This is a genomic window from Mammaliicoccus sp. L-M44, from assembly GCF_022386355.1.
Lineage (GTDB): Bacteria > Bacillota > Bacilli > Staphylococcales > Staphylococcaceae > Mammaliicoccus > Mammaliicoccus sciuri_A.
Window position 1 is genome coordinate 24,391 of the sequence record NZ_JAJNIU010000006.1, and the last position, 25,163, is coordinate 49,553.

The 25,163-nt window shown below is 34.4% G+C and carries 27 protein-coding genes; all 27 read left to right on the plus strand.

The window, feature by feature from the left end:
* Nucleotides 1-59: 59 nt before the first annotated feature.
* A complete protein-coding gene (locus tag LQ611_RS04740; RefSeq protein WP_239709400.1) occupies nucleotides 60-491 on the plus strand; it encodes a terminase small subunit in 432 nt (143 codons plus the stop codon).
* Nucleotides 488-1,768: a PBSX family phage terminase large subunit gene (locus LQ611_RS04745; RefSeq protein WP_239709401.1), complete on the plus strand. Its 1,281-nt coding sequence runs from the start codon at nucleotides 488-490 to the stop codon at nucleotides 1,766-1,768. The genes LQ611_RS04740 and LQ611_RS04745 overlap by 4 nt, the downstream gene beginning before the upstream one ends.
* 17 nt (nucleotides 1,769-1,785) lie before the next feature.
* Complete coding sequence (locus LQ611_RS04750; RefSeq protein ID WP_239709402.1) at nucleotides 1,786-3,402, plus strand: hypothetical protein; 1,617 nt, start codon at nucleotides 1,786-1,788, stop codon at nucleotides 3,400-3,402.
* 8 nt (nucleotides 3,403-3,410) lie between these two features.
* Nucleotides 3,411-4,457 carry a phage minor capsid protein gene (locus tag LQ611_RS04755; protein WP_239709403.1) on the plus strand — a complete coding sequence of 349 codons (1,047 nt, stop codon included), beginning with the start codon at nucleotides 3,411-3,413 and terminating at the stop codon, nucleotides 4,455-4,457.
* A 226-nt stretch (nucleotides 4,458-4,683) separates the two neighbouring features.
* On the plus strand, nucleotides 4,684-5,292 hold the full coding sequence (locus LQ611_RS04760) for a phage scaffolding protein (RefSeq protein ID WP_239709404.1): 609 nt from the start codon (nucleotides 4,684-4,686) through the stop codon (nucleotides 5,290-5,292).
* Between the two features lie 3 nt (nucleotides 5,293-5,295).
* Entirely contained in the window at nucleotides 5,296-5,667 is a 372-nt protein-coding gene (locus LQ611_RS04765; RefSeq protein WP_239709405.1) for a hypothetical protein, read from the plus strand.
* A gap of 39 nt (nucleotides 5,668-5,706) precedes the next feature.
* Nucleotides 5,707-6,744: a major capsid protein gene (locus LQ611_RS04770; RefSeq protein WP_239709406.1), complete on the plus strand. Its 1,038-nt coding sequence runs from the start codon at nucleotides 5,707-5,709 to the stop codon at nucleotides 6,742-6,744.
* A 36-nt stretch (nucleotides 6,745-6,780) separates the two neighbouring features.
* Entirely contained in the window at nucleotides 6,781-6,963 is a 183-nt protein-coding gene (locus tag LQ611_RS04775; protein WP_037587707.1) for a hypothetical protein, read from the plus strand.
* Between the two features lie 10 nt (nucleotides 6,964-6,973).
* Nucleotides 6,974-7,327: a hypothetical protein gene (locus tag LQ611_RS04780; protein ID WP_107617054.1), complete on the plus strand. Its 354-nt coding sequence runs from the start codon at nucleotides 6,974-6,976 to the stop codon at nucleotides 7,325-7,327.
* Nucleotides 7,324-7,662, plus strand: a complete 339-nt coding sequence (locus LQ611_RS04785) for a hypothetical protein (RefSeq protein WP_239709407.1) — start codon at nucleotides 7,324-7,326, stop codon at nucleotides 7,660-7,662. The genes LQ611_RS04780 and LQ611_RS04785 overlap by 4 nt, the downstream gene beginning before the upstream one ends.
* Nucleotides 7,663-8,148 (plus strand): HK97 gp10 family phage protein, encoded by a 486-nt coding sequence (locus tag LQ611_RS04790; RefSeq protein WP_239709409.1) that lies wholly within the window; start codon nucleotides 7,663-7,665, stop codon nucleotides 8,146-8,148.
* Nucleotides 8,149-8,559 (plus strand): minor capsid protein, encoded by a 411-nt coding sequence (locus LQ611_RS04795; protein WP_239709410.1) that lies wholly within the window; start codon nucleotides 8,149-8,151, stop codon nucleotides 8,557-8,559.
* A 37-nt stretch (nucleotides 8,560-8,596) separates the two neighbouring features.
* Nucleotides 8,597-9,196: a hypothetical protein gene (locus LQ611_RS04800; protein WP_239709411.1), complete on the plus strand. Its 600-nt coding sequence runs from the start codon at nucleotides 8,597-8,599 to the stop codon at nucleotides 9,194-9,196.
* Between the two features lie 69 nt (nucleotides 9,197-9,265).
* Nucleotides 9,266-9,856 (plus strand): hypothetical protein, encoded by a 591-nt coding sequence (locus LQ611_RS04805; RefSeq protein ID WP_239709412.1) that lies wholly within the window; start codon nucleotides 9,266-9,268, stop codon nucleotides 9,854-9,856.
* Between the two features lie 89 nt (nucleotides 9,857-9,945).
* Nucleotides 9,946-10,194 (plus strand): hypothetical protein, encoded by a 249-nt coding sequence (locus LQ611_RS04810; RefSeq protein ID WP_058612495.1) that lies wholly within the window; start codon nucleotides 9,946-9,948, stop codon nucleotides 10,192-10,194.
* 33 nt (nucleotides 10,195-10,227) lie between these two features.
* Complete coding sequence (locus LQ611_RS04815) at nucleotides 10,228-14,604, plus strand: peptidoglycan DD-metalloendopeptidase family protein (RefSeq protein ID WP_239709413.1); 4,377 nt, start codon at nucleotides 10,228-10,230, stop codon at nucleotides 14,602-14,604.
* Nucleotides 14,605-15,453: a phage tail domain-containing protein gene (locus tag LQ611_RS04820; protein WP_239709414.1), complete on the plus strand. Its 849-nt coding sequence runs from the start codon at nucleotides 14,605-14,607 to the stop codon at nucleotides 15,451-15,453.
* 8 nt (nucleotides 15,454-15,461) lie between these two features.
* Nucleotides 15,462-17,021 carry a prophage endopeptidase tail family protein gene (locus LQ611_RS04825; RefSeq protein ID WP_239709415.1) on the plus strand — a complete coding sequence of 520 codons (1,560 nt, stop codon included), beginning with the start codon at nucleotides 15,462-15,464 and terminating at the stop codon, nucleotides 17,019-17,021.
* Entirely contained in the window at nucleotides 17,014-17,277 is a 264-nt protein-coding gene (locus LQ611_RS04830; protein WP_239709416.1) for an ELKS/Rab6-interacting/CAST family protein, read from the plus strand. The genes LQ611_RS04825 and LQ611_RS04830 overlap by 8 nt, the downstream gene beginning before the upstream one ends.
* Entirely contained in the window at nucleotides 17,277-19,883 is a 2,607-nt protein-coding gene (locus LQ611_RS04835; protein ID WP_239709417.1) for a peptidase G2 autoproteolytic cleavage domain-containing protein, read from the plus strand. The genes LQ611_RS04830 and LQ611_RS04835 overlap by 1 nt, the downstream gene beginning before the upstream one ends.
* A gap of 11 nt (nucleotides 19,884-19,894) precedes the next feature.
* Nucleotides 19,895-21,397, plus strand: coding sequence for a phage baseplate upper protein (locus LQ611_RS04840; RefSeq protein ID WP_239709419.1), 1,503 nt, complete (start codon nucleotides 19,895-19,897; stop codon nucleotides 21,395-21,397).
* A 12-nt stretch (nucleotides 21,398-21,409) separates the two neighbouring features.
* Nucleotides 21,410-21,775 carry a hypothetical protein gene (locus LQ611_RS04845; RefSeq protein ID WP_239709420.1) on the plus strand — a complete coding sequence of 122 codons (366 nt, stop codon included), beginning with the start codon at nucleotides 21,410-21,412 and terminating at the stop codon, nucleotides 21,773-21,775.
* Nucleotides 21,775-21,915 carry an XkdX family protein gene (locus tag LQ611_RS04850; protein ID WP_239709421.1) on the plus strand — a complete coding sequence of 47 codons (141 nt, stop codon included), beginning with the start codon at nucleotides 21,775-21,777 and terminating at the stop codon, nucleotides 21,913-21,915. Before LQ611_RS04845 ends, LQ611_RS04850 begins: the two co-directional genes overlap by 1 nt.
* Before the next feature lie 66 nt (nucleotides 21,916-21,981).
* On the plus strand, nucleotides 21,982-22,401 hold the full coding sequence (locus LQ611_RS04855; RefSeq protein WP_239709422.1) for a hypothetical protein: 420 nt from the start codon (nucleotides 21,982-21,984) through the stop codon (nucleotides 22,399-22,401).
* Nucleotides 22,388-22,783: a hypothetical protein gene (locus LQ611_RS04860; protein WP_239709423.1), complete on the plus strand. Its 396-nt coding sequence runs from the start codon at nucleotides 22,388-22,390 to the stop codon at nucleotides 22,781-22,783. The genes LQ611_RS04855 and LQ611_RS04860 overlap by 14 nt, the downstream gene beginning before the upstream one ends.
* An 11-nt stretch (nucleotides 22,784-22,794) precedes the next feature.
* Nucleotides 22,795-24,858 carry a BppU family phage baseplate upper protein gene (locus tag LQ611_RS04865; protein WP_239709424.1) on the plus strand — a complete coding sequence of 688 codons (2,064 nt, stop codon included), beginning with the start codon at nucleotides 22,795-22,797 and terminating at the stop codon, nucleotides 24,856-24,858.
* A 12-nt stretch (nucleotides 24,859-24,870) separates the two neighbouring features.
* Nucleotides 24,871-25,119, plus strand: a complete 249-nt coding sequence (locus LQ611_RS04870; RefSeq protein WP_204256355.1) for a phage holin — start codon at nucleotides 24,871-24,873, stop codon at nucleotides 25,117-25,119.
* Nucleotides 25,120-25,163 lie beyond the last annotated feature (44 nt).

A 25,163-nucleotide genomic window follows, 5' to 3' on the forward strand; every position in this document is an offset into this window, starting at 1 on the left:
TAAAGTAAAGGAATTAAAATAAATGAATGAGATTATCGTGAGAGTTGGTGGTAGATGAAATGAAATTAACAAGAAAACAACAGTTGTTCGCAGATGAGTATATCAGAACAGGCAATATATATCAGTCAGCTATTAACGCAGGTTATAGTCATAACTATGCGAATAAGAATGGCAGTAAGATGTTGGGAAATGTTGGGATTAAATCTTATATTGATGCAAGGCTTGAAGAATTGAAAAAAGAAAGTATTGCAGAACAAGATGAGATACTCCAATACCTCACTTCAGTTATGCGAGGTAAAATGACAGATGAAGAATTAATGTTAGTTCCAACTGGTGATTTTATGAGTGAAGTTGAAAGACACGAGAAACGTGCTGATATAGTTGCTAGAACTAAGGCTGCTGAATTATTAGGTAAACGTTACGCTATGTGGACTGAAAAGCAAGAGGTGGAACATAGTGGTGCAGTTACGTTTGTAGATGATATAGAATGACAAATATAAAGAAACTATCAGAACTATTGCCTGTGGAGTTTCACAAGTCATGGAAAGCTGCTAAAGACCCTAATATATTGCACATTGTAGAAAAGGGTGGACGTGGTAGTGGTAAATCAACTGATCTAGCAATCATTATTGTTCAACTTATTATGAGATATCCAGTTAACGCAGTTTGTATACGTAAAGTAGATAACACAATTGAATTATCAATATATGAACAATTGAAGTGGGCTATTAGTCATCAAGGTGTTTCACATTTATTTAAAGTAACTAAATCGCCTATGAGAATTACTTATATACCTAGAGGCAATTATATCGCATTTAGAGGTGCTAAAGACCCAGAAAGAATTAAATCATTGAAAGATGCTAACTTTCCATTCGCTATTGGCTGGATAGAGGAATTAGCAGAGTTTAAAACGGAAGATGAAGTAAAGACCATCACTAACTCACTATTACGTGGAGAGTTGGATGATGGTCTTTTTTATAAATTCTTTTATAGCTACAACCCACCAAAGAGAAAACAGTCATGGGTTAATAAAAAGTATGAATCATCTATTCAACCAGACAATACTTTTGTACATCACAGTACATACAAAGATAACCAACACATTTCAAAGCAGTTTGTTGAAGAAGCAGAAGCAACTAAACAAAAAAGTGAAATGAGATATCGGTGGGAGTATTTAGGTGAAGCTATCGGTAGTGGTGTTGTTCCATTCGATAACCTACAAATTGAAACGATACCTGATGACTTATATAACTCATTCGATAACATTCGTAGTGCAGTCGATTTTGGATATGCTACTGATCCATTAGCATTTGTGCGTTGGCATTATGACAAAAAGAAGAATGTTATATATGCAGTTGATGAATACTATGGTCAGAAGATATCTAATAGAGAGTTGGCTAAATGGTTAACACGAAAGAAATATATGTCTGATGAGATATTCGCTGATAGTGCTGAACCTAAAAGTATTGACGAGTTAAAGAATGAACATGGTATCAAACGTATTAAAGGTGTGAAGAAAGGTCCAGACAGTGTTGAATACGGTGAACAATGGCTTGATGATTTAGATGCAATAATCATTGACCCTAAACGTACACCGAACATTGCAAAGGAATTTGAGAACATCGATTATGAAACAGATAAAGACGGTAACCCTAAACCAAGACTAGAAGATAAAGATAACCACACAATAGATGCTACAAGATATGCCTTTAGTGAAGATATGAAGAAGAAACCTAAGGCAGTCATTTCATCTAGAACAATGTGGTAAGGATAAGGAGGTAGACAATGGCAGAGTTAAAATCATTCACGCAAGAAGAAATCACTGAAACACACGGTGATATGTTTTTATATAGAGACTTATATGACGGTCGTCATTCGAAGTTGTTCGATAGAGCAAAAGTATTGATTGAACAGGGTGAAATTATCGACCGTATTGAATATGGTGATGTTAAAGCACAGAATGTTCAAACGCCATATATTGTAGTGAATATATCTAAAATGATTGTAGATATACCGACACTGTTTATTACAAGGTCAATGGGTAAGCTTCAAACGAACTATCCAATCAATGAGATAGAAGATGATGAAGACTTCAACACAGAAGATAATCATATCGAGGGAACTCAAGATGATTCGTTAAACGGAGAACTATTTGACTTGCAGCAAGAAACGTTAGACCAAATTGAAGTAAACTCAAACTTCAACAAGCATCATGGTATGAATATAAAACAATGGCAAATAGACGGTGGCATTGTGGCAGTACCTGAAGTGATTAACGGACAAGTAAAGTTATCGTTTAAAGAACGTAACGTGTATTACGAACTAGAAGACGGTAAAACATATCAACTTCGTTACATTGTTGAACGTGGCGACGACAAGTATGTACATGTTCATGAAGAAGTCGAAGGAGAAAACGAATTAACAGGCAGTCATACAGTTTATCATATGGACGACAACGGAGACTTACAAATCGTTGATGATGAAGAAATTATATTTGATATAACAAAACTTGAAAAAGAGCAACGTGATTATGTTTTAAAAGGTCGTAAGCGAACGTTATTTGTTTACCTACCTTACAGTCCAACATTTATGAATAGATACGGTAGAAGTGTTCTGATGGGGCAAGAAGGCAAGCAAGACGAAGTGAACTGGACAATGACAAGAACGGCACAAATCTTCGAACGAAATGGTAAACCTAGAATATCTGTATCGAAAGAAGTTATGGAAAGGTTAATGCAATTATCAGAACAAAGGTATGGTGTTGAGAACAAGTTTGATCACAGAGATTTAGAAGTTACAACAATTGATGAAGACGGGCAATCATTACAAATACATCAAATTGATATTTCAAAGATTGGTGACATTACTTATGTGAAAGATGTTATCAAGATGATGTTAATGGAAACACAAACAAGTGAGAAAGCAATTGATTTCTTCACTTCGGAAGGTGCTCAAGCACAATCGGGTACAGCTAAGTTTTACGATTTATTCTTATCGATTATGAAAGCTGAACAAATGAGAGATGAATACATCGAGTTCATTCAACAAGGCGTTGAAAATTGTCTGTGGTTACTTAACTTAGATAACAAAGACCTTATCATTGAAAAACCAATCATTGTCCAAAAAGATATGATGCCAGTTACTTTAAAAGAAACTTCAACATTAAATAATCAAAGTTACGCAGCTGGAACGCAATCACTTGAACAAACAGTTCGTAACAATAATCCAGATAAGTCAGAAGAATGGATTATGGAAGAAGTAGAAAAGATTGAAGCTGAACGAACATCACAAGATAGCATGTCATTGTTAAGAGGTAACATGACAGGATTAAACTTCAATGACAATAAAGAAGACGAGGAAGAAACTAATCCAGTTGATGAAGAATTAAAAGAAATGGAGTAGGTGATTGAATGAAGATTGAAGAAATAAAGCCTACAGTTGAGTTCTTGCAAAATGAAATACTAAAGTTAATCCAAGAAGTTGATTTATTAAGTGCTAGAGATAAACAGATTATGTTTAGAAACATTGAAAACTTGATTCAACAATTTGGTACAGATGTTTTTGAGTTTATTGAACCCGAACTTGCAAAGGTGTATGAATCGGAATTAAACATCGCAACGAAAGAATTAAGCAAGCAAGGTATACCAATATCAAACGAACTCAATTCACAAGTTCATAAAAGCGCGTTAGCCACTATCACAAGTGACACAATGCTAGATTTACAAGCAGCACTTAGACAAGCTTACTTCACTACTGTTTCGACAATTAATCAAACATTATTAGAAGTTCAATCAGACATTTCAAGAGGTATCTTATACGGTCAAAATCGTAGGAAGATAATTCAACGGGTGTCTGATTCTTTTGTTAAAGGTGGCATGAAATCATTCAGAACAATTGATAATAAACTGCTACCTTTAGACTTCTACACAGAAACAGTCGTGAGAACGAAAATAAGTACTGCTAGAACACACGCTCATGTTAATCATTACTTAGAGACTAACAATGACTTAGTGTACGTTACAGGCAATTTAAACACATGTGGCGAATGTGCTAAATATCAAGACAGAGTGTTTTCAATAAGTGGTAAAGATACAAGATTCCCACAATTAGATGTTCGTGATGTCATTCCAGTTCATCCAAACTGCAAGTGTATGGTTAGACCTTTTGTAGCTGACTTCAAAACAGAAAGTGAAATTAATAAATACATTGCTAAAGGTAAGGACTTTAATCCTAATCTTGACCCTCGTACTAAAAAGCAAAGAGAAAGTTATGAACATGATCAACAATTAAAACGTAAAGCAAGACAAGAAATGAAAACATACAACAGTATTAAAGCGATATTAGGTGATGATGCTCCTAAGACATTAGGTGCTTATCGAAGAATGAAACGTGCTAATAGTACTGGTTATGTAAAGATGAAACAGAAGTTAAGAGTTGCTAGACAAGAAATGAAATAGGAAGTTTATTTAAACCGAAAGTCGTGAGATTGCCGGTTATTTTTGTGCCTAGCTTTTTTGCTAATCATGGCAGAAAGGAATTGTGATCCACAAAATATCTCATAACGGTGGTATTCCGTTTGACCTGTTCGTATGTCACTAAAAGACGATGTCGCATGTACAAGCGTTATTGTACTAATCCAATCGGTGTCGGACATCGTTATCAAAACGTAAGGAGAGAATAAATATGAATAGAGAAACACTTAAAGCTTTAGAATTATCCGATGAACAAATTGAGAAAGTAATGGCAGAAAACGGTAAGGATATTCAAGACATCAAGTCGCAGTTGAGTGATAAAGATACAGAAATCAAATCTTTAGAAACAGAAAAAGAAACCTTATCTAAACAGATTACAACACTTGAAAAGAAAGCAAATGATTATGACAAGCTTGAAGGTACTAATAAAGAACTTCAAGAACAAATCAAAGACTTTAAAGTTCAAGTAGCATCTAACGAATTGGATAAGAAAATCTTAAAAGAAGTATCTAAAGATGCGTATGATCCAGACGATGTATTTTTATTTATTGATAAAGACAAGTTTAATCGTGATGAAGAAAGCGGAGACATCACAAACTTTAATGAGGTCATGAGTGAATTACGTCAGGATAAGCCTTACTTATTCAATCAAGCCATTTCATCAAATGATGAGGGTGGTTCAGACGAAGAAGATACGCCACCGCCAAACAACAATTATAAGTCTGGTGGACAAAGTGGCAATGGTAAGCAAAAGGTTGACTATTCAAAGCGTGGTAGAGACTTAGCAAATGAATTATTTGGAAAACAAAAGGAGGAATAAAGAATGAGTTTAAAACCAAAGAAAGTTCAATTCGAAAATGAACAACCAGAATTTTTAAGAGATGCTAAAAATCTTGAGTGGACTGTTGGAAACATCACTTTAGATTCATCTAAATTAACAGAAGGTCAAGTTATTAAAGGTGGAACAGCTGTATTTAAAAATACTGAAACTGACTTATTCGAATTAGTTCAAGCTTCAACACCAGAAACAATGACTGCACCAGTATTAACAGGACATGCAGTTAAAATCGAAGATGTTCAAGTTAATGAACAAGTATCAGCGTTACGTAAAGCATCTGTTTATGAAGAACTATTAACAGGCGTAACAAACAATTTCAAAAAAGCTACTCAAGGACGCATTACATTCGACGTGTAATACGTCCTATTTAATTGCAAATAAAAGGAGGAAATATTAATGGTATTAATTACTGAACACGAAAATTTACAAACACCTACATTACAAGCATTTATTGAAAATGCACCTGCTCAATCTTCAAGACGTTTATCAAATGCTTTTCCTACTGAACAAGTATTCGATATTAACGTAGCGTATAACGTTATTGATTCAACTGGAATTAAAGCAGGTTCTATTATTGGATTTGATGCTGCAACACCATTACGTAAGAAAGGTGATATCCAACAAGTATTGGCTAAGCTTTCTAAAATCGCTCATGCCTACCACTACACAGAAGAAGAATTGTATCGCTACAAAAACTCACGTAACAGTGCTGAACAAGATGCTTTAGTTCAAAATGCTTTATTATCAATCGCTGATTTATCTGAAGGTATTGAAGATACTAAAGAGTTAATCAGAGCAAACATGGTTTACCGTGGTGTGTTTGATTATGAAGATCCAAAATCAGAAGTGAAAATTCAATTTGATTTAGATTTACCAGATGAAGCTAAAACAACAGCAGGAGATTTCTCTCGTACAGATGTTAATCCATTAGAAGTATTAATGAATGAAGTTGAAAAGTACAAAGAGCGTAACAATGGTCAAGCACCTGCTTATGTTGTTATGAATTCTAAAACATTAGCGAAGATTAAACGTAATCCTAATGTTGCTGCTGACTTATATGGTTCAGAGGCTGGAAACAAAATTGTTCGTCAATCTGATTTAGATACTTTATTCACAGATATTGGCTTACCTAAAGTTGAAATCGACGATGCTCAAACAATTATCGAAGGTATCACTGGAGATATTGTTAAGAAACATTTAGATGATGATGTAGTCGTATTACACGCTGCAAACTTAGGTAATACATTAAGTGGTCCAGCCGCTGATAACAACTTCGCAAACGGTAAGTATGTTGTTTCTGTTGTTTCTCAAGACCCAGTTGGAGAGAAAACAATTGTCGGAGAAGTAGCAATGCCTGTATTGAAAAATATCAAAGGTATTTCTATCATCACTGCAAATGAGCAGGCTGACACTGAAGAAGTTCCTGAAGGTTAATTTTAACTTTCTAAAATAATTAAGGAGGTTAAATCAATGGCGAAATTTAAAGTGCTTAAACAAGTTGATGGTAAGAAAGAAAATAAACGTTTCGAACCAGGCGAAGAAGTTGAACTAACTGTTAAGCGTGTACAAGAGATTGAAACAAACATTGATAAACAAAAGAAATTCAAAGGAACAGGTCCTTATTTCGAACGTATTGAAGAACCTAGCGAGTAGGTGATGATATATGTTGGATACTGAAAAAGTAATTGAATACATTGAGAAAATACCTTCTAATCCGTTGTTAGAAGGTATGGGAACTCAAGAATTAGAACAAAATATATTTGATTCTTACGAAGATATTCATTCCTTATATCCAAAAGTAATAATCACAGAACGAATGATAGTTAAACAAATGTTGTACAAACTCGAAGGAGAGTCCAATGGTTACGCTATGTTGAAAAGACAAGGTGTAGAAACACAAAAAATTAATGATGCTAGCGTAACGATGTCTGATAATCTACTTGATCCATATGTGCTTTTCCTAATCAATCAACAATTACAAACTAAATCAGTAGGTCATATTGGGAGATTAATATGATTATATACAGAGATGAAGTTAATGTAATTGTGCCAACGGTTGATTCTAACGGTAATCAGATAAAAGATGACTACGGTAAACCAGCAACTGAAAAGGTATTAACTAAAGCGCACGTTAGGTATGGTATTCAAAATATCTATACTTCTACCGGCGAAGAATACACATCAGTTACTCAAGTTTACATCCCTATATCTGATACAGTTTCAAATATCGATTTAAACGCACGTATTGAGCATATAACACCTAAACATACAAAAGTGTTAGGACAAGTTAAAAAGCTTGAATACGGGCAAGATATTGTAGGGAAACCACATTTTATTAAGGGATATATGTAGATGGCAGATTTTAAGTTCAATATTGAATGGGATGGACTTCGAGAATTACAACAAGAGTTTAAAACGATGAATAAACGTTTTAAGTTAATAATGCTAGATGAAATGGATAAAATTGGTCTAACTTGCGAAGAGTATGCTAAAAAGTTATCTCCGCGTGATTCAAAGGAATTAGAAGATAGTATTCATTCGACTCAAGCTACGATTGAAGGTGGTTCCTTTGTCGTCTACGTTGGTACAAATATGAAGTACGCAGCGTATGTTCATGAGTTAAACAACGTCAGACCAGTAGGAGATAAGTATGAACGTGGTGTGAAAATAGAGGGTTATTATATTGGTGGTCGTGGCCAAAGAACAAGAGATAAACCTAGTGAAAAAGGTTTTCAGCCAGGTCGTAAATTCCTACAACGTGCCGTTATTTTAACTGACCAACATTTTGAAACAGCAATGGAAAGAGCGTTGACACGTTTATTTGAAGGAGGCAGTTAGATGATACAACGCGCTATTAAAAAGATATTACAGGATAGAATACCTGACTTAGAGTGGACAGTTGATTATCGTACTGCACAATCAGAGTTCGGTGTTGTTTATTACGAAGGTGGTTATCCACCAGATAGAAGTGATATGAAATCACACTTGATGAATTATCAAGTTGAAATAAGGAGTCAAAGCTTTGATAAAGCAGTAAATAGGGCTTTCGATACTTACAAAGCTATACATGGAATAGAGAATAGGTTAATGGAAGTCCCAATATTAGAAGACGGTCGTTTAATCAGAACAGATAAACACTTTATTCAATACATTTATGCAGAATCGCCACCAATTAGAGTGGGTGTAGAGAATGACATTATGATCTACACAATAAACTTTTTAGCACTTATTTTGCCTTATTGCGAATAAGTGCTTTTTTAATACCCAAATTTAAGGAGGAATTATAATGCCACAAGAAAAAATTAGTTATGAATTTGGTATGGCTGACTTCATTTTTGATGAAGGTTTACCGACTGAAACGAGATTTGACGGAAAAATGTGTGAAGATGGTTCATTACTACAAGGTGATGGAGGGGAAGTTCAATTAGAGCCTGAATTAGAAGATATTAATTCACCAGACTTCGGTAATACAAATTATGACCAAGTTGTAGTTGGTTGGAATGGAACAGTGACTATTGTCGCAATGAAAGCAACATTAGATTTAATTAGTAAAACATTAAGTGGAACTATTTCACTTGAAGCAGATGGTAAAGTCGTATCAGTTACAGATGCACCTATTGGAGCATCACTTAGAGAAGGTGCTAGAACTTTAAGAATTCACCCAAGAAAAATGGGAGATGATACTTCAGAAGATATCTTCATTCATAAAATCGCTAACTCTAGTGGTATGACTAAATCATTTGCGAATGAACAAGGTAACTACGAAATGGAATTTGCAATGTTCCCTAAAGATTGCGCAGATGCCAATAAACCGAATAACTACTTCTACATCGGACAAGATCCAGATGAACTAGTAGAAGGTGCAGAAGAAGTACCAGCAGGATAAGTAGAGTGAGGGATAACCTCACTCTTTTTTATTTGTTTTTTAATTTATATATCAAAGGAGAAATGACACATGGTACAAGTAGAAATTAAAACATATGAAGGTAACAAGTTAGTAACTGAAAACGTTGAAATCAAAGAAATGAATATTCTTCAAATCAAAAGAGTATCAAGAGAATTAAATAAATTAGTTAAAGATATTAATACAAATGATCACTTAAAGAGTGCAGTAGATACATTCTTCGCTAAACGTAATGAAATCAATGAAGAGAATAGAAGACTTTATGAAGAAGCACTTGAAAAAGCTAAAAGTGACGATGATAAAGTAAATGTTTTTCAATATGACGGTTCAGAGGCGTTCAAACGAGCAGGCGCTCAATTCTTTAAAGATGTATTAGGTTCTTTTGAAATCGTGTTAGAGAACGCACCAGATTCATTACAAAACTTAATTTCACAAGCATCTAACATCAATGCCGATGTAATTGGTCAACAAAACGTTTATACGTTCTTAGATATTATCGATGCAGTTATTGAAGTCAATGATATTCCTAAATTAATCGAACGATTAAAAAAGTCAAAAGATTCCTTCTCAATGGTGTTGGCAGTTCTGTTTCCGAAGAAGGAACAAACGAAGGACGAAGTAATGCCAGCGACATCGAATTAGAAGAAGTCGTCATATACAAGTTAAGCAAAGAACTCGGTGGGCGTGATGAAGTTCTTAGCACGCCTTTTAGTGAGTTGCTAGCATATTTAATGACACACTTCGAAAACGAAGAACGTAAAGCAGAAAAAGAGCAAGCTGATTACTATATGAATTTCATCGCAATGTTAAATAGTAATCCTCAGTCTAAAGACGATATGAAAAACGTTAAGAAGTTCTTGAAAGATATTCAACCTAAAAAGAAAGTTGAAAAATCTTCAAGACCTAAAAAGAAATATCAATGGAATGAAAGAGTACAAAAGAAAATTGAAGCTAGAAAACGTGCCGAACAAAATATGTAAATTAAAAAATAAATAAAAGAAGGGAGGGGTCTTATGGCAACTATTAAGGAGTTGCAAGCCAAATTTAGTGCTGATAAAAGTGGTATGGAATCGTCGTTTAATGCTATCGTTAATCGACTTAATGATATTGAAAAAGCATCTGATCGTGCAGCAAGAAACATCGAAAAGAACATGACTCGCGGCATGAATAGAGTGTTCAAAACGGGCGAAGGTTTTGAAAAGGTTGGTTCAGTATTCACTAATATATCTAAAAAATCAGAAGAAGTAGGTAGTAACCTTACAAACAAAATTACAAAGCCTGCAATGATAGCAGGTGGTGCTTTGGCAAGTATAACTATTGGTAAAGGTTTTGGGCGTTTAGTTGAAATTGATAACGCTAAGGCTAAGTTAGATGGTTTAGGACATAGTAGTGAAAGTGTACAAAAAATCATGGATAACGCCTTAGAATCAGTTAGAGGAACATCATTCGGATTAGGTGAAGCTGCGACGACTGCATCTAGTGCAGTTGCAGCTGGAATTAAACCAGGCAAAGAACTTACTAGATATTTAAGTTTAACAGGCGATGCTGCAGCGATAGCTGGTTCAAGCATGGGAGAAATGGGTTCTATTATTAACAAAGTCCAAACTTCGAACAAAGCTTATAACGGAGAGTTACAACAACTTTCTGAACGTGGTATACCTATTTATCAATGGATTGCTAAGGAAGCAGGCGTTACTGCTGATGAAGTATTTAAAATGGCAAGCGACGGAGAAATTTCAAGTAAGATGTTCTTAAATGCTATCGAAACAAATATCGGTGGCGCAGCTAAAAAAATGGGACAAAAGTCCTTTACTGCATCTCTTGCTAACATGTGGGCAGCAGTTGGACGACTTGGTGCTAGTTTCTTAGATGCTGGTGGTAAAGGTGGAGGTTTCTTCAGTAAAATGAAACCTTTAATGAATGATTTAACTACTGCTATTGACGGAATGGAAGGTACTGCTGCAAAGTGGGGAGAAACTCTAGGGCAAGTGCTTGATAAAGTCGTTAACGGTATCAAAGGTATTGTAGGATGGTATAACAGTTTAGATAAAAACACTCAAAAACTCATAGCAAGTATTATGCAATGGAGTACATTGATACTTATCGGACTTGGTCCCGTCTTAATGATATTCAGTAAGTTAACTGGAATAATTGGCGCTATATTTGGACCGTTTGGCAAGTTCTTAAAATTCTTTGCTAAATTTAGTACTGCTGCTAAAAGTTCAGAAGGTGCAATAATCGGTATTACTAAAGTATTCCCTAAATTAGGTGCAATACTAGGAACGCTTACTGGACCAGTTGGATGGATAACGTTAGGAGTCATTGCCTTAGGAACTGCATTTGTCGTTGCATATAAGAAATCAGAAACATTCAGAAATATCGTTAATGCTGCGCTTAATGGCGTTAAACAAACATTTATAACGATAGGTAATATTATCAAAGGTTTCTTCCAATTGTTTAAAGGAAATGGTCAAGACGGTGTTATAACACTAAGTAAGATTTTACCACCAAATGTAGTTGTAGGACTGACTAATTTTGCTACAAAAGTTAAAACAACATTCTATCAAGTTGTTAACGCAATAAGTAATTTCGCAAAATCAATTGGATCACAAATTAGTTCATTTTGGGCTAAAAATGGTACTGAAATAATGACTGCTTTACGAAATGTAGGTAGTTTCATTTCTACAACATTCAAATTCATTTGGGGTAACGTGATAAAGCCAATCATGACTTTAATTTGGAATTTGATGAAAATTTTGTGGCCAGCCATAAGATTACTGATTGTATCCGTTTGGCAGAACATAAAAGGCGTGATACAAGGTGCGACAAATATTATACTCGGTATCATCAAAGTATTTTCTGCTTTACTCACAGGTAACTGGAGAGGCGTATGGCAGGGCATTGTACAAATACTAAGAGGTGCAGTGAAGCTAGCATGGAATTTAGTCCAATTATGGTTTGTCGGCAAGATACTCAAAGTCGTTAAAGTTGGACTAGGTCTGTTGAAGGGTGTCGTTTCTAAAGGTTGGACTTTTATACGAAACTTCATCAGTAAAACTGCACAATCAATTTGGAATTCCGTCCGAACTAAATTTACTGGTTTAAATAAATCGGTTCGTGGAATTTTCACAAATTTATCTGATTGGTGTAAGAATTTGTGGACTTCATTGAAAAATAAAATTACTTCATTAGGTCAGTCAATATGGGACAATGTTCGCAATAAATTTACTGGATTAAGTAAATCTACACGATCAATATTTAGCAATTTATCTAAATATGCCCGTGATTTGTGGACGAAAATGAAAAACTTCATTACTAATTTAGCACAAAATATTTGGACTAACGTACGTAATAAGTTTTCAGGAATGTCTAAAAGTTCTAGAGAAATATTCAGCAGATTGTTTGAAAGTGCTAAAAATATCTTTACGAATATTAAAAAGAGAGTGACAAGTTTAGCACATGGCGCAAGAGATAATGTCGTGAATGGTTTTAAAGCCATGTATGACAAAGGTAAGTCATGGATAGATAAACTTAAAAACTTCTTATCTGACTCAGTGAGTGGCTTTAAATCGATTGCTAAAAAAGTTGGTAATGGTGTTGCTAATGGTGCAATCAAAGGTTTAAACGCAATGATTAAAGGTATTAATACCTTATCGGATAAGATAATGAATAAAAAGCTTATCAAAAATGAAATACCAGAAGTCAAATTATCTACTGGTACTGGTGGAAGTAAATCTGTTAAGACAAATGCAAAGGGTCAATTACAAGAAGATACTTTAGCAATGGTTAATGACAAGGGACCAGGTAACGGGAAAGGTCGTAATGGACATCAAGAATTAATAAGAGATAAAGACGGCTCATTATTTGCGCCTAAAGGTCGAAATGTAGTTCTTCCGTTGAGAAAAGGAATGGAAGTAATCAACGGTAGAAATACACAAAGTATGATTGAAAATGGAAATATTGCAGCTTTTCATAATGGTACAGGTGATAAGCCACATAAAAAGCATAAAGCAGAAAAGAGACCAAATGCACTACAAGTAGGTTTGGCATCTTTAGACTCTAAATATAATGATTTGAAATCATACGGGACTAAAAAGACTGCTGAACTAGTTGCTAAAGGAAGTAAAGTTGCATTAGATGCTTGGGATTATGTTGAAAATCCAAGTAAGTTAGTCGATACGGTAATGAATCAATTTGGTGTGAATTTTGATGATATCAAAGCAGTATATGGAGATATTATTAAACACAGTTATAACAAATTGAAAAATAGCTTGAAGAAAAAAGTTATGGAATGGTTTGTAGACGCGTCAGACGGTGGTGGAGGTGGATCCAATCCGTTTGCTAATAATCCAGCTTATCACTGGGTTAGAGGGTTCAATCCTCCAAGTCACTATGGACTAGATTACGGTGCTAATACTGGTACTAAAATTCCATCTTCAGTTTCGGGGCGTGTAGTTAAAGCCTGGTCATCTCCATACGGTGGCGGTAATGAAGTTCAAGTTGCAAGTGGAGGCATGGGACATATTTTCATGCATATGAATAAACGATCAGTTCAAGCTGGGGATATGGTAAAACAAGGACAAAAACTTGGAGAAGTTGGTTCTACAGGTAATAGTTCGGGTCCTCACATTCACTGGCAAGTAAATAAAGGAACTTCTTATGCTAGTAATAATCAAGCGATTGACCCATTGAAATGGGCGAAAGATAATCCATCTAAAGGTGGTGGAGGTGGCATGTTAAGCAATGTCATAACTGCCTTAAAAATCGCCAAACTCCCTGTAACTCAGAAATATATCAACGCTTGGATGAAACAGATTGAAACTGAATCAGGTGGTAATGCTAGAGCAATGGGTGGAAATGACGGACTAGCAGACGGAAACGCAATGGGACTTGTGCAAGTTAAACCTGGTACTTTCAAAGCCAATCAAGGAAAAGGTATGGGTGATATTTGGAATCCAGTACACAACTTAGTGGCAGGAATGAACTATGCAAGTAAAACATATGGAAGCAGTTTACTAGATGTTATTGGTCATGGTCATGGTTATGCAAATGGTGGAATAATCAATTCCCCAGAAATAGCTTGGTTAGCTGAAGGTGGATTTAGTGAATCTGTAATTAGTCATGATCCTTCCATGAAAGCACGAAGCAAAGTAATTTGGGACAGAACAGGAGAAATGCTTGGATTCTCAGAAGATGCTCAATTACTTCATGGAATTCTTACAGCAATCAATGAAGGTAACAGCTTACAACAAATCAACAATAGAGATACAAATAGAATTGCTAATAAGGATACAAATGTATACATGGACGGTAAAAGAGTTGCTCAACAAGTAAGCAAACGACAAGGTTCTATGTATAACAATAATTCATATGTATTAGGAGGTGGGTAAATGAATTGTGATAATGGAAAATGGGTTAAATTAATATATAACAACAATAAAACCGTCAATCTCATGGAGAAAGACGGTTTTGATTTTATTGGATTTGATAAACATGAAGTGAATGGAAATACTTTTATTCAAGAGATAAGTGGAGTAGACGGCGCTTTAATGGGAACCACAACATTTGGACCATTCGAACTTAATTTACATTTTAGATATACAGGTGTAGATAGTACGGATATGGATTTGTTTTGTTTTGAACTTGAAAACGAACTACAAAGCAGAGAACCATATTATGTTGTCCATAGTAAAATGCCAGGAATCAAGTATTTTGTTGCTCCAACTCCTAAAGTAGAAAAAGAACCATTAACTATAAGACATAGTGATTTTACAATTACATTTACTTGTAACAAAGGATACTCCGAATCATTGTATGAAACAAACCAATATGACAAAACTTCTGACAAATGGCAGTTCGGTAATGGTTTACTTGTGAATGACGATATTAAATACAAGCATAATACAACTAGCTTTAAAATATTCAATGGTTCATCTGACACGATTGCACCCTTTCCACATCGACATAAGTTAATTATTAAACTTAACGTCAATGCGCCTAAAGGTTTTAAACTTATTAATCGTACAACAGGCGATGTGTTCGAATACAAGAAAGCCATCACTAAAAGCAAACAAATCATTATCAATGGTATATATCCAACGATAGACGGTAAACGTGTCGGCATAGATACGAATCATGAATGGTTAACACTAGCACCTGGATATAACGATATTGAAATAATCGGAACGGATATAACAGAGCCAACTGCTGAATTTATATTCCCGTTTATTTATAGGTAGGTGATTAAATGGATAATTTAATTATTACCAATAGTGCTAACACATTTTCGGAATTGTTAATTGATTACGATTTATCATCGTTCAAATATGAACGTGAACAAAATGCAAGCCGTTCTATATCGTTTACTGCATTCAAAACAAGTTACGCACCAGATATATATGATTTGATACAAAACGAGGCTATTTTATTATGGCGTGGTCAACAATATGTGATTAAAACGACTGATCCAAAAAGTGATAACGTTACATTGACTAACGATGTTGTAGCACATCATATTATGTATGAATTTCAGAATCATTACATCGACAAAGATTTGGAATCAGAAGAAATGAATAACGACAGTGATGAAGAATTACCGTCGCCAACATGGACGTTACAGCAATATTTAGACTTCGGTTTCAAAGGAAATAAGCTAGGTTATTCATATAAGATTGTCGGTAAGTTTGACCAACGTATTGCGATTGATGAAGTCGGCGATAAGAACGGTATAGAGTTTCTAGTAGAAGGTGCTGAACTATTTGGATATATCTTTCATGCTGATAACAAAACAATCTATATCTATGACGAGGATACGTACTATAAAACATCTGATGTTGAGTTAATAGGTGGATATAACGTAGACGAGGCGTCAGTATCGGTTAATACACAAAAACAGAAAACATTTGTTAAAGGTTATGGCAAGAAGAAGTCAACTTCAGAAACAAAGAATTACAGTCCATTTAAACCGCCTAGCTTAACGTACAATGGCACGTTCTTCAAAGAGGGTACTTGGCGCACACAAGTAGTCGGTGCAAGCTATGAGAAACGTTTTGAGTGCAAATGGGGTAATGAAACACTTACATGGTCGCTTAAAAAACTATCACGTGGTGGCTTATTAGATGTCTATTTAGATAATGAGTTAATCGGTCGTTATAGTTGTTATAGCCATACAGCTAGGTCAGAACAAATTGTTATTGCTCGTAATTTGAGTAAAGGTTGGCATACATTCAAAGCAGTACATCGTGGTGCAGACCCTAACGTTAAAGAATATAAAACAGCGCCAGTAATGTATGTTGGTACTGAAAAGTCTACAACGTTAAATTTAACAGCAGTGTTGAAGGGTGAGGACTTATATCATGTGAGCGACACTTATTACTCACCATACTACGATAAGAACAACCCTAAGCAAGCAGCAACAATCTATGATGATAATATTCTTGATAAAGCAGAATTACGCAAGAAACTTATTCAAGAATTAAACGATGAACCAGTGGTCGAGTTATCCACTAACTATCTAGATACAGAACAAATTACAGAACGTGATCTCGTTTATTTCAAACATACTGGATTAGGTTTTGACACGATGTTGAAAGTCATCAAAATAACGGAATCACATCCATTATTAAATTTACCTGTTGAAGTAGATTTTAGTAATAAGAAAACTGATATCATCAAGATACAACAGTCGATAAATAAGCGTATAAAAAATGTAGATAAACAAATCAAGTCGGGTACTCTTGGAGGCTCGACTTTTGTTATGCCTAATTTATATTCCGATAGTGTAGGGGTGGTGTTATTAGATGGCTGAAATTAATATTAGATATCTTCAAGATACTGATGGTGAGCGCTATTTCCCTATGACACATGTTAACGCAATCTTAGGTTTAGAAGAATTTGATAATGGCGATGATGTAGAGAATTTACAACAAATCATTAGAAGTTTAAATACAACGATTTCTACCCTACAAACAAGAGTTTCTACGCTTGAAACAGAAAATGTACAAATGAAACAAGATATAGAGATACTGAAAGCATCAATCATTCCACCAGAGGAGGGCGAATAATGAAATTTAATTTACCTATTGAAATAGGTCAAAAGTTCAGAAAGATGATTATTCAAAAATTTGAGTCTATCGATTTTAAATTCAAAGAAATATTGAACGTATTCAATAAACATAAAAGTGATAAACATGCACATGATGCTAAGAACATTGACTATAAACTAACTAACGTATCAGATCATTTAGACTATCAACGTAGTCGAATAGAAGGATTAGTCTTAGGACATAATGGTGACGGTATACAAGAATTAACAGATAGTCATGTAGCCATTGATAGCACACCGTTTAACGTGTTGTCAGAGCGTCTGTATTATGATTTTAATAAGATTAATCAGACAATGGAAAGTAATTACAATACGCTAAATGAAAAGATTGAACGTATCATCAATGTAAATGATTATGGTGCAGATCCAACAGGACAAGAAGATAGTACAGAGGCGTTTAAAAAAGCATTTGCTAATGGTGGCAGACATGTACACATGACAGAAGGAACTTATATAGTAAGTGGTTTGAAGTTGCCTAATAACACAATTTTAAGTGGAGAAGGTAAAGAACAAACAATTCTTAAACTTTCAGATGAAGCACCTGCAGAAAGTATTGTTGTTACAAACTTAGATATGAATGGTGTAGCTGAAAATATCGGAATTGAAGGTTTTTCAGTGGACGGTAACAGAACAAGACAGGGTGACACATTAAAAGCGACTGGTGGCTCACGTTCATCTAACGTTAGATTTGCAGGTGTTAAAAAAGGTTTTATCAAAAATATCAAATCATTCAACGCACTATTACATGGTATTGATGTGACATACGCAAGTGATGAATATGGTTATCCTGGTGACGGTGTACGTGTACAAAGACACTTAGAATCAGAATATATCTGGGTAGATAATTGTGAAACTTATGCCTTTGGTGATGACGGTATCACAACACATCATAGTAGATACTTATACATCACAAACTCATACTCACACCACCCATTCAAAGGTGGAGGAAACAACAACGGTATTGAGATTGACGATGGTTCACAATATGTTTATTTAGACAGTAATAAAACAGAAGAAAACTTCGGTGGACTTGAAATTAAAGGTCATGGACCAATTAGTGCTGCAACAGGCGTATTTGTCAATAACCATATGTCAGTTAAGGACAACCGTTCTTACAACATTAGACATATTGGACACCATAGAGCAGGAGATACGCAATCCAAAACTGCGTTTAATGTAATGTTGAATAATTGCACATCTATCACGCCATATAGAAACGGTGTGTATCTAGACTCAGACCCTAGAGCATTAGTTATATCTGCATATAGAAATGTTCAAATTAATAACTTTACAGCGATTGGCGACGGTACATTTACAGCAGGACAACCAGTTGTGACAATACAATTCAGAGCAGAGAACGTTACAATTAACGGTATTAATATTCAAGGTTTCATAAATGCGAGCGAAGATATTAAAATTTTCGGTGGAGGTAATAGACCTAAAAAAGTTACGATATCAAACGTTAATATTTATAAGTCGGCTAATACTGGTATTGCCAACGGTTCAAGAGTATATGATACGAAGATTATTGGTGGTAATTTAATCGGTAATGGTACAGGAACAGGCGTATTTAGTTATAACAATACGATGCAGATTATAGGTGTAATGGCTGAAGGTTATACAAATGCTGCCGACATCACTTCCAGATTATACAAAACTGTACCAACTGTTACAAAGGGTGGTTTCAGTGGTGGCTCAACAGGTAGTGCAGCAGTTGCAACACGTTCGGCAGTAATTGCAAGTACAGGTAACAGTTATGCTATGAGTGATAGAAGTTGGGTGGCAGGTTCAGGTGCAGGCAGTAAAGCGTATGGATCACGTAGTTCAGTTCTTAACTCACTCGAATCGGAAACTTCTCCAGGCAAGTATTGTCAAACTGCTGTTAATAGTAGGGGCTTAAAAATAGATGAAAACTATATCTTCGCAATGGGGTATGGTACAGATGGTGCAAGAACAGAAAATACGACATTTACAGTTAAAGGTACTACAGGAAACGTCAAAACTAAAGGTACAGTTTCATCTGGTCAAAACTTTGGGGACTATGCAGAGTATTTTGAAAGTCAAAGTGGACAAGCAATTCCAAACGGTACAATCGTAACATTAGATGGTAGATTTATCAGAAAAGCACAAATTAATGATAAACCAATTGGTGTTATATCTGGTACAGCAGGCGTAATTTTAGGTGACCAAATGTTCCATCATAAGGACAAGTTCTTAAAAGATGAGTTCGGTGTAACACTTACTGAATGGCAAACTAAAGAATGGCAAGATGATGAAGGTGTAACATATTCAGAAAAGGTAGAAGTACCAATACCTAATCCAGATTACGTAGAATATGAAGATGATTATATCCCACGTTCAGAACGTCCAGAGTGGAATGTAGTTGGTTTAGTTGGACAAGTATTCACAAGATTTAAGGGAGAGTTAAAACCTAACGACTATATCAAATCTGATAACGGTATAGGTGTTCGTGACAATGTTAACGGTCATTACAGAGTGTTAGAAATTACAAAACCGTACGATAGTGAAAAAGGATATGGCGTAGCAGTCGTATTAATAAAATAAGGAGTGATGACATGGTAAATGGTATAGACAAAAAAGCCTTATTTAGATTAAAAGCAGAACCATATTTAAAACCAATCTCTGATCTAGGGGTTGGTTTTTATAATTTAGATGAAAATACTGCAAAAATTGAATTTCAGTTGTATAACTCGAAAGGTACTTTGCAAATTAGCGATATCAACATTGATGCATACGCTTATTTCGAATCAGCAAATGGTAGTGTATCTGATGTTATAGATTTAGAAGTAATAGACGGGTTAAACGGAATTGTTGGTATCACACTTGATAAAGAATTCTTACAAGCTAGTACTGATACAAAAGTAAAAGGTCAAGTTTATATTGGTGTGAATAATGTTGATAATAACCCTAAAAATAGTGAGGTAGCAGTCTTTAGAGAGTTCACTTTTGAAGTTGCAGACGCGTTGATTAATAAAATTTCTTCATTCACGAAGATTGAATATATAAGAATGTTTGATCAGTTAAAAGCAAGAATATTACAACGTGTAGAAGACATTGAACGAGCTATTGCGAATGGTGCTGATTATGTTGCAGAAATGATACATGTTAAAGACCAAGCAATTACACAAATCAATCAAACTGTAACTGACGGTAAAAACTATATAGACGATCTGATTTCACAATCACAAACGAACATTAATGATACAACTACAAGCGCTATTAGTGATGTGAATACTGCTAAAAATAATGCTATTTCAACTATGAATAACAAAGTACAGGAAAATATAAACAGTATCGAAAATGTTTCTAACGATACCATTGTACATGTTGACGATAAGTTGAATGAATTTAACCAAGCGATTGAAGAAAATAGCTTCGTTCAACCAACAGATGTAGATAATAAACTGAATGAATTACAATGGCAAAAGTTCAAATTATTACAAGACAATGGGGATAGAATTAGAATTTCAAATGTAGATCCAATAACACTTGGTACAGGTTTTTATCAAATGTGGAATATGAAAAACCCACCATATGGAGGGGATAATAATGCTCAGTATTGGAATGTTGATGTTGTTACTGCTTATGACAATATAAAGCAAATTATCGCTACAACAAGTTATGATGGCAGGATGTTTAAAAAAAATGTCCATAAAGGTGAAGATAGAGGTTGGAAAGAACTCACTATTAACCAAAGTGATACTGGTTGGATTCCATTACAACTCCTTAATGGCGCTACTGGTAATACAGCATATAAAAATGTAGGAGATAATGGTTTTGACTGCGCTTATAGAACAATTACAAATGGGAGTATGACTAAACGATTACTTAGATTAAACGGGAGCAATTTGTCAAATAGTCAAGTAGTGGCACAATTACCTAATAACTTCTGTAAAAACGCACAATCTTTTCCTATTAGAGTTAGTTCAGGTGTGAGTTGGTACGGTGCTTATATCACTGTAAGACCCAATGGACAAGTAAACTTTTATATAAACGGTGAAAACACGAATTGGAATAATACAAATTACATGTATGCCGAAATTGTATGGCACGATTAAGGAGGGAACTAAATGAAAATAGTTTATTTATATGACGGTACACCTTTCATAGTTGAGTTAAACGATGAAGGTGAATACGTTTATCCAAACGATGAATATACAGAAGTAGCACCACCAGAAGGTATTTATCAACCGTTCTACTATGATGGTAATGAATGGATAGGTACAAGTAAAGAAGAGTGGGAAAGTAATCAATCTAAACCACCAATCGAGCCTAAAGTATTAGAGATGTTGGTGTCACAGCTACAGTTACAAATGATGATTGGTAATATGAAAACAAAAGAGTTAGAAGATAAATTAAAGATTACCGAAAAGACTTTAGCAGATACAGTCATGAAAGTAACAGAACTAGAAAACGAATACGGAGGTAATGCCTAATGTTTCCACCATTTGAAAGTATAAAATATTTTTATGATATTAATTGTTATACAAATACAGATATTAAAATTTATTACGATTACGGTTGCATAACGAAAGAGCAGTACAAAAAAATCACTGGTGAAGATTTACCTGAATAAACCACAAGGCACTGATTAAGTTCAGTGTCTTTTTTATATAAATAAAACAAAGAAAGTGGGTGTTGTATGAATAAGTATGATATTAGCGACAAGTTAGCAGTAGGTTTCATGATTTTCTATGGTTTGTTTTCAATTGAACGTTCCGTATATTGGTTTGAAACATTTAGTACAGTAATAAACGAATCGCCTTTATATAAAGGTATGCATGAAATATTACCTTTGCAAGTGTGGGCGATATTACTCATGTTATTCGGTGTTTCACTCATTTTAGCAGCTATATTTTATCCAAGAGTTAAGTTGAGTAATCTATGCCAAAATTTTATGTTATTCGGTGGTGTAGGTGCGTGTTTTGTTCACTTTCTAATGTCGGCAGCTAGTATGTCGAATGGTTCGCCATTATTCTTTTCTGTTCAATATCTAACGTTGTCGACTGGTTATATTTATATCGCCTTTTTAGGAGGAGCAGAACGCAATGGAAAAAGATGATAGATACTACGTTCCACGTTATGAATGGGAACGAGGACAGGGAAAGTTAAATCAAAGAATAAATGAAGTTGATCAGAAACATTCAAACTTAAACAGTCGATTATCTACAAAAATTGAACTACAAACACAATTACAACAACAAACATTGGATAAACAGAGTGAAAGTAACGAGTATCTAAAATCTTTAAATATAACCATGTCTGAATTCGGACAACGGGTTGTAGATTTAGAGTATAAAACGTCAGCAAACATTGAAGACATTGCAGAAGTTAAAAATATCGTAGAACAACGAAAGAAAGACAATAAAGATATCTGGGTAGCCATTATTGGTGGAATTGCTGTATTAGGTTCAGCAGCACTAGGGCTTGCACAATTATTATAAGGAGTGATTAAATGGCAATTTATAAAAATAAAGATATTGACGTTAATATCAATGAACGTAATGTTGATATTGGTAATATTGACGCTAATTTTTATACAGAAGATATTAGTACCAGTTCTATTAGAATTACCATAAAGAACAATAAACGCAATGTTGATTTAAGTAATACAAACTTAAGACCTAAATTAGACCTGTTACATAGTGATGGGTCTATTTTTATTGACGAAGATATAAATATTGTATTACCAGAACAAGGTATCATTCAGTACAAAATAAGTGAAAGAGTTATCAAGCACCCAGGTAAAGTAAATGCTAAATTATTTCTTAAAAACGAAACACAATCAGTCCACATTGCAAATTTCCATTTCTTCATAAAAGATAGTGGTATTACTGACGTTATTGACAAAGAAATTACGGTAAATATAGTGGATGATAGCGTAAGGAAAATTGTCAGAGAAAATGCCATAGAAATTTTAGGTAATGATTTTGAACAAAAATTGAATAATGATGTGGTAACTCATTTGGAAAGTAAACCAGAGTTATTTAGAGGAGCTAATGGCGATTCAATAACTGTAAGATCTAAATATACTAATAGCGAAGGAAATATAGTACTGACATTTTCTGATGATACAACTATCGTAGTACCTAAGGGCAAAGATTTAAAGTTTAACGATTTAACAACTTCTCAAAAACAAGAAATAAAAGGCGATAGTGGAGAGTCAATCACTGTGAAATCCAACACAATAAACAGTAACGGAAATACATTAGTGGAATTCTCAGATGATTCTACTGTGGAAATACAAAAAGGTAAAGATGGCAAAGATGGTAAAGACGGTAAAGATTTAATATCTAAGTTATATTCATTCAAACTTAGCACATCTAAACCATTTGCTGGTTCAGAATTAGATGTTTTCTATAATCAAGCAAATGTAACAATCAGACTCCAAGCAGTAAGTGACGGCTCAGCTAACAACATAACAAGTGCAGATACACAAATCGCACAATTACCTGCGAATGTTCCAAAACCTCTTGTAACAACAAGAGCAGTTATAACCTCTATATCAGGTGGTCAAGCAGTACAATACACAGGGAATATTATAGTAACTTCGTCAGGATCTATTAATGTTAAATTTGATAAAAATGGAGATAAGATAAGTCAGTACTTTGGGGGTTCTATTTCTTATCCAGTAGGAGAGGTTGTTCCTGTAAATTTTAATAAAGGGTTCAGTAGAAAATATACTTTTCCTGAACCCGATGTTTTAGTGACTCAAGGGTGTGACTATAAAGATGGCTATATTTTTGGTGCTGTTATCAAAAATAATGATAATGATATTGCTAAAAGTATACAGGTTATAGATATCAATAATTTGAGTAATAGTTTTGTTGCACAGGGTGATTTAGGCGTAAGTATGGGACATGCTAACGGTATGAGTGTTGTCGGAAAATTTGGTAATGAGTACTTATTATATGTCGCTCATTTATATGAACCTACAATTGTTCCTATTTATATAAATATAGTCACAAAAACTGCTCGTGTTGGAACTGGTATAATAACCCTCAAAAGCGAAACTAATAGCACTATAAAAACAAGTTCTATTGATTACTTCAAAAAAACAAGTGTTGGTTATGAATTTGGTGCATTTTGTGTAGGGCAGTATTATAATTTCGAAATTTTTAATAACTATCTAGATATTCCAAGAGAAATTATAGGTACTAAATTATTCACAATTATTAGTAATCCACAAATAGTAAACGATAGAAAAGAGTTACTTAATGATTTGTATAATCAAGTATCAACACATCAAAGTAATAGGTTTGTAAATGGTAAATATTTGATGATACAACAAAATTCTAATTTTTCTAGTGTCATTGAATATGAAGTTCATAACGATAGCAAATCATTAAAAAGAACAGGTCGATATTGGTCAGCTTATAAACCTAACAAAAAAAGGTTTGAAATTGAATCGATATTTGAAATAGATGGTGTTTTACACGGAAATATTTCAGAAGAAAATTTCGACGGTGCAGGTTACGACAATTATATTATATCGTTTGATTTACATGAAAAAGAATAAGGAGGCATATAAATGAAAATAAACTGGAAAGTGCGTATTAAACAAAAGTCATTTTGGGTAGCCATTATATCGGCTATCCTTTTATTTGCTCAACAAGTGTCTGGCGCATTCGATTACGACATCACAGTGTATACAGACCAAATAACGAATATCGTTAACAGTGTGTTAGGTGTGTTGGTGCTATTAGGCGTAGTACAAGACCCGACAACGCGTGGTATCAAAGATAGTGAACAAGCACAACAATATCATCAACCAAAGTAAAGTCGACTGAATAGTCGGCTTTTTTTAATACAATAAAAGGAGTG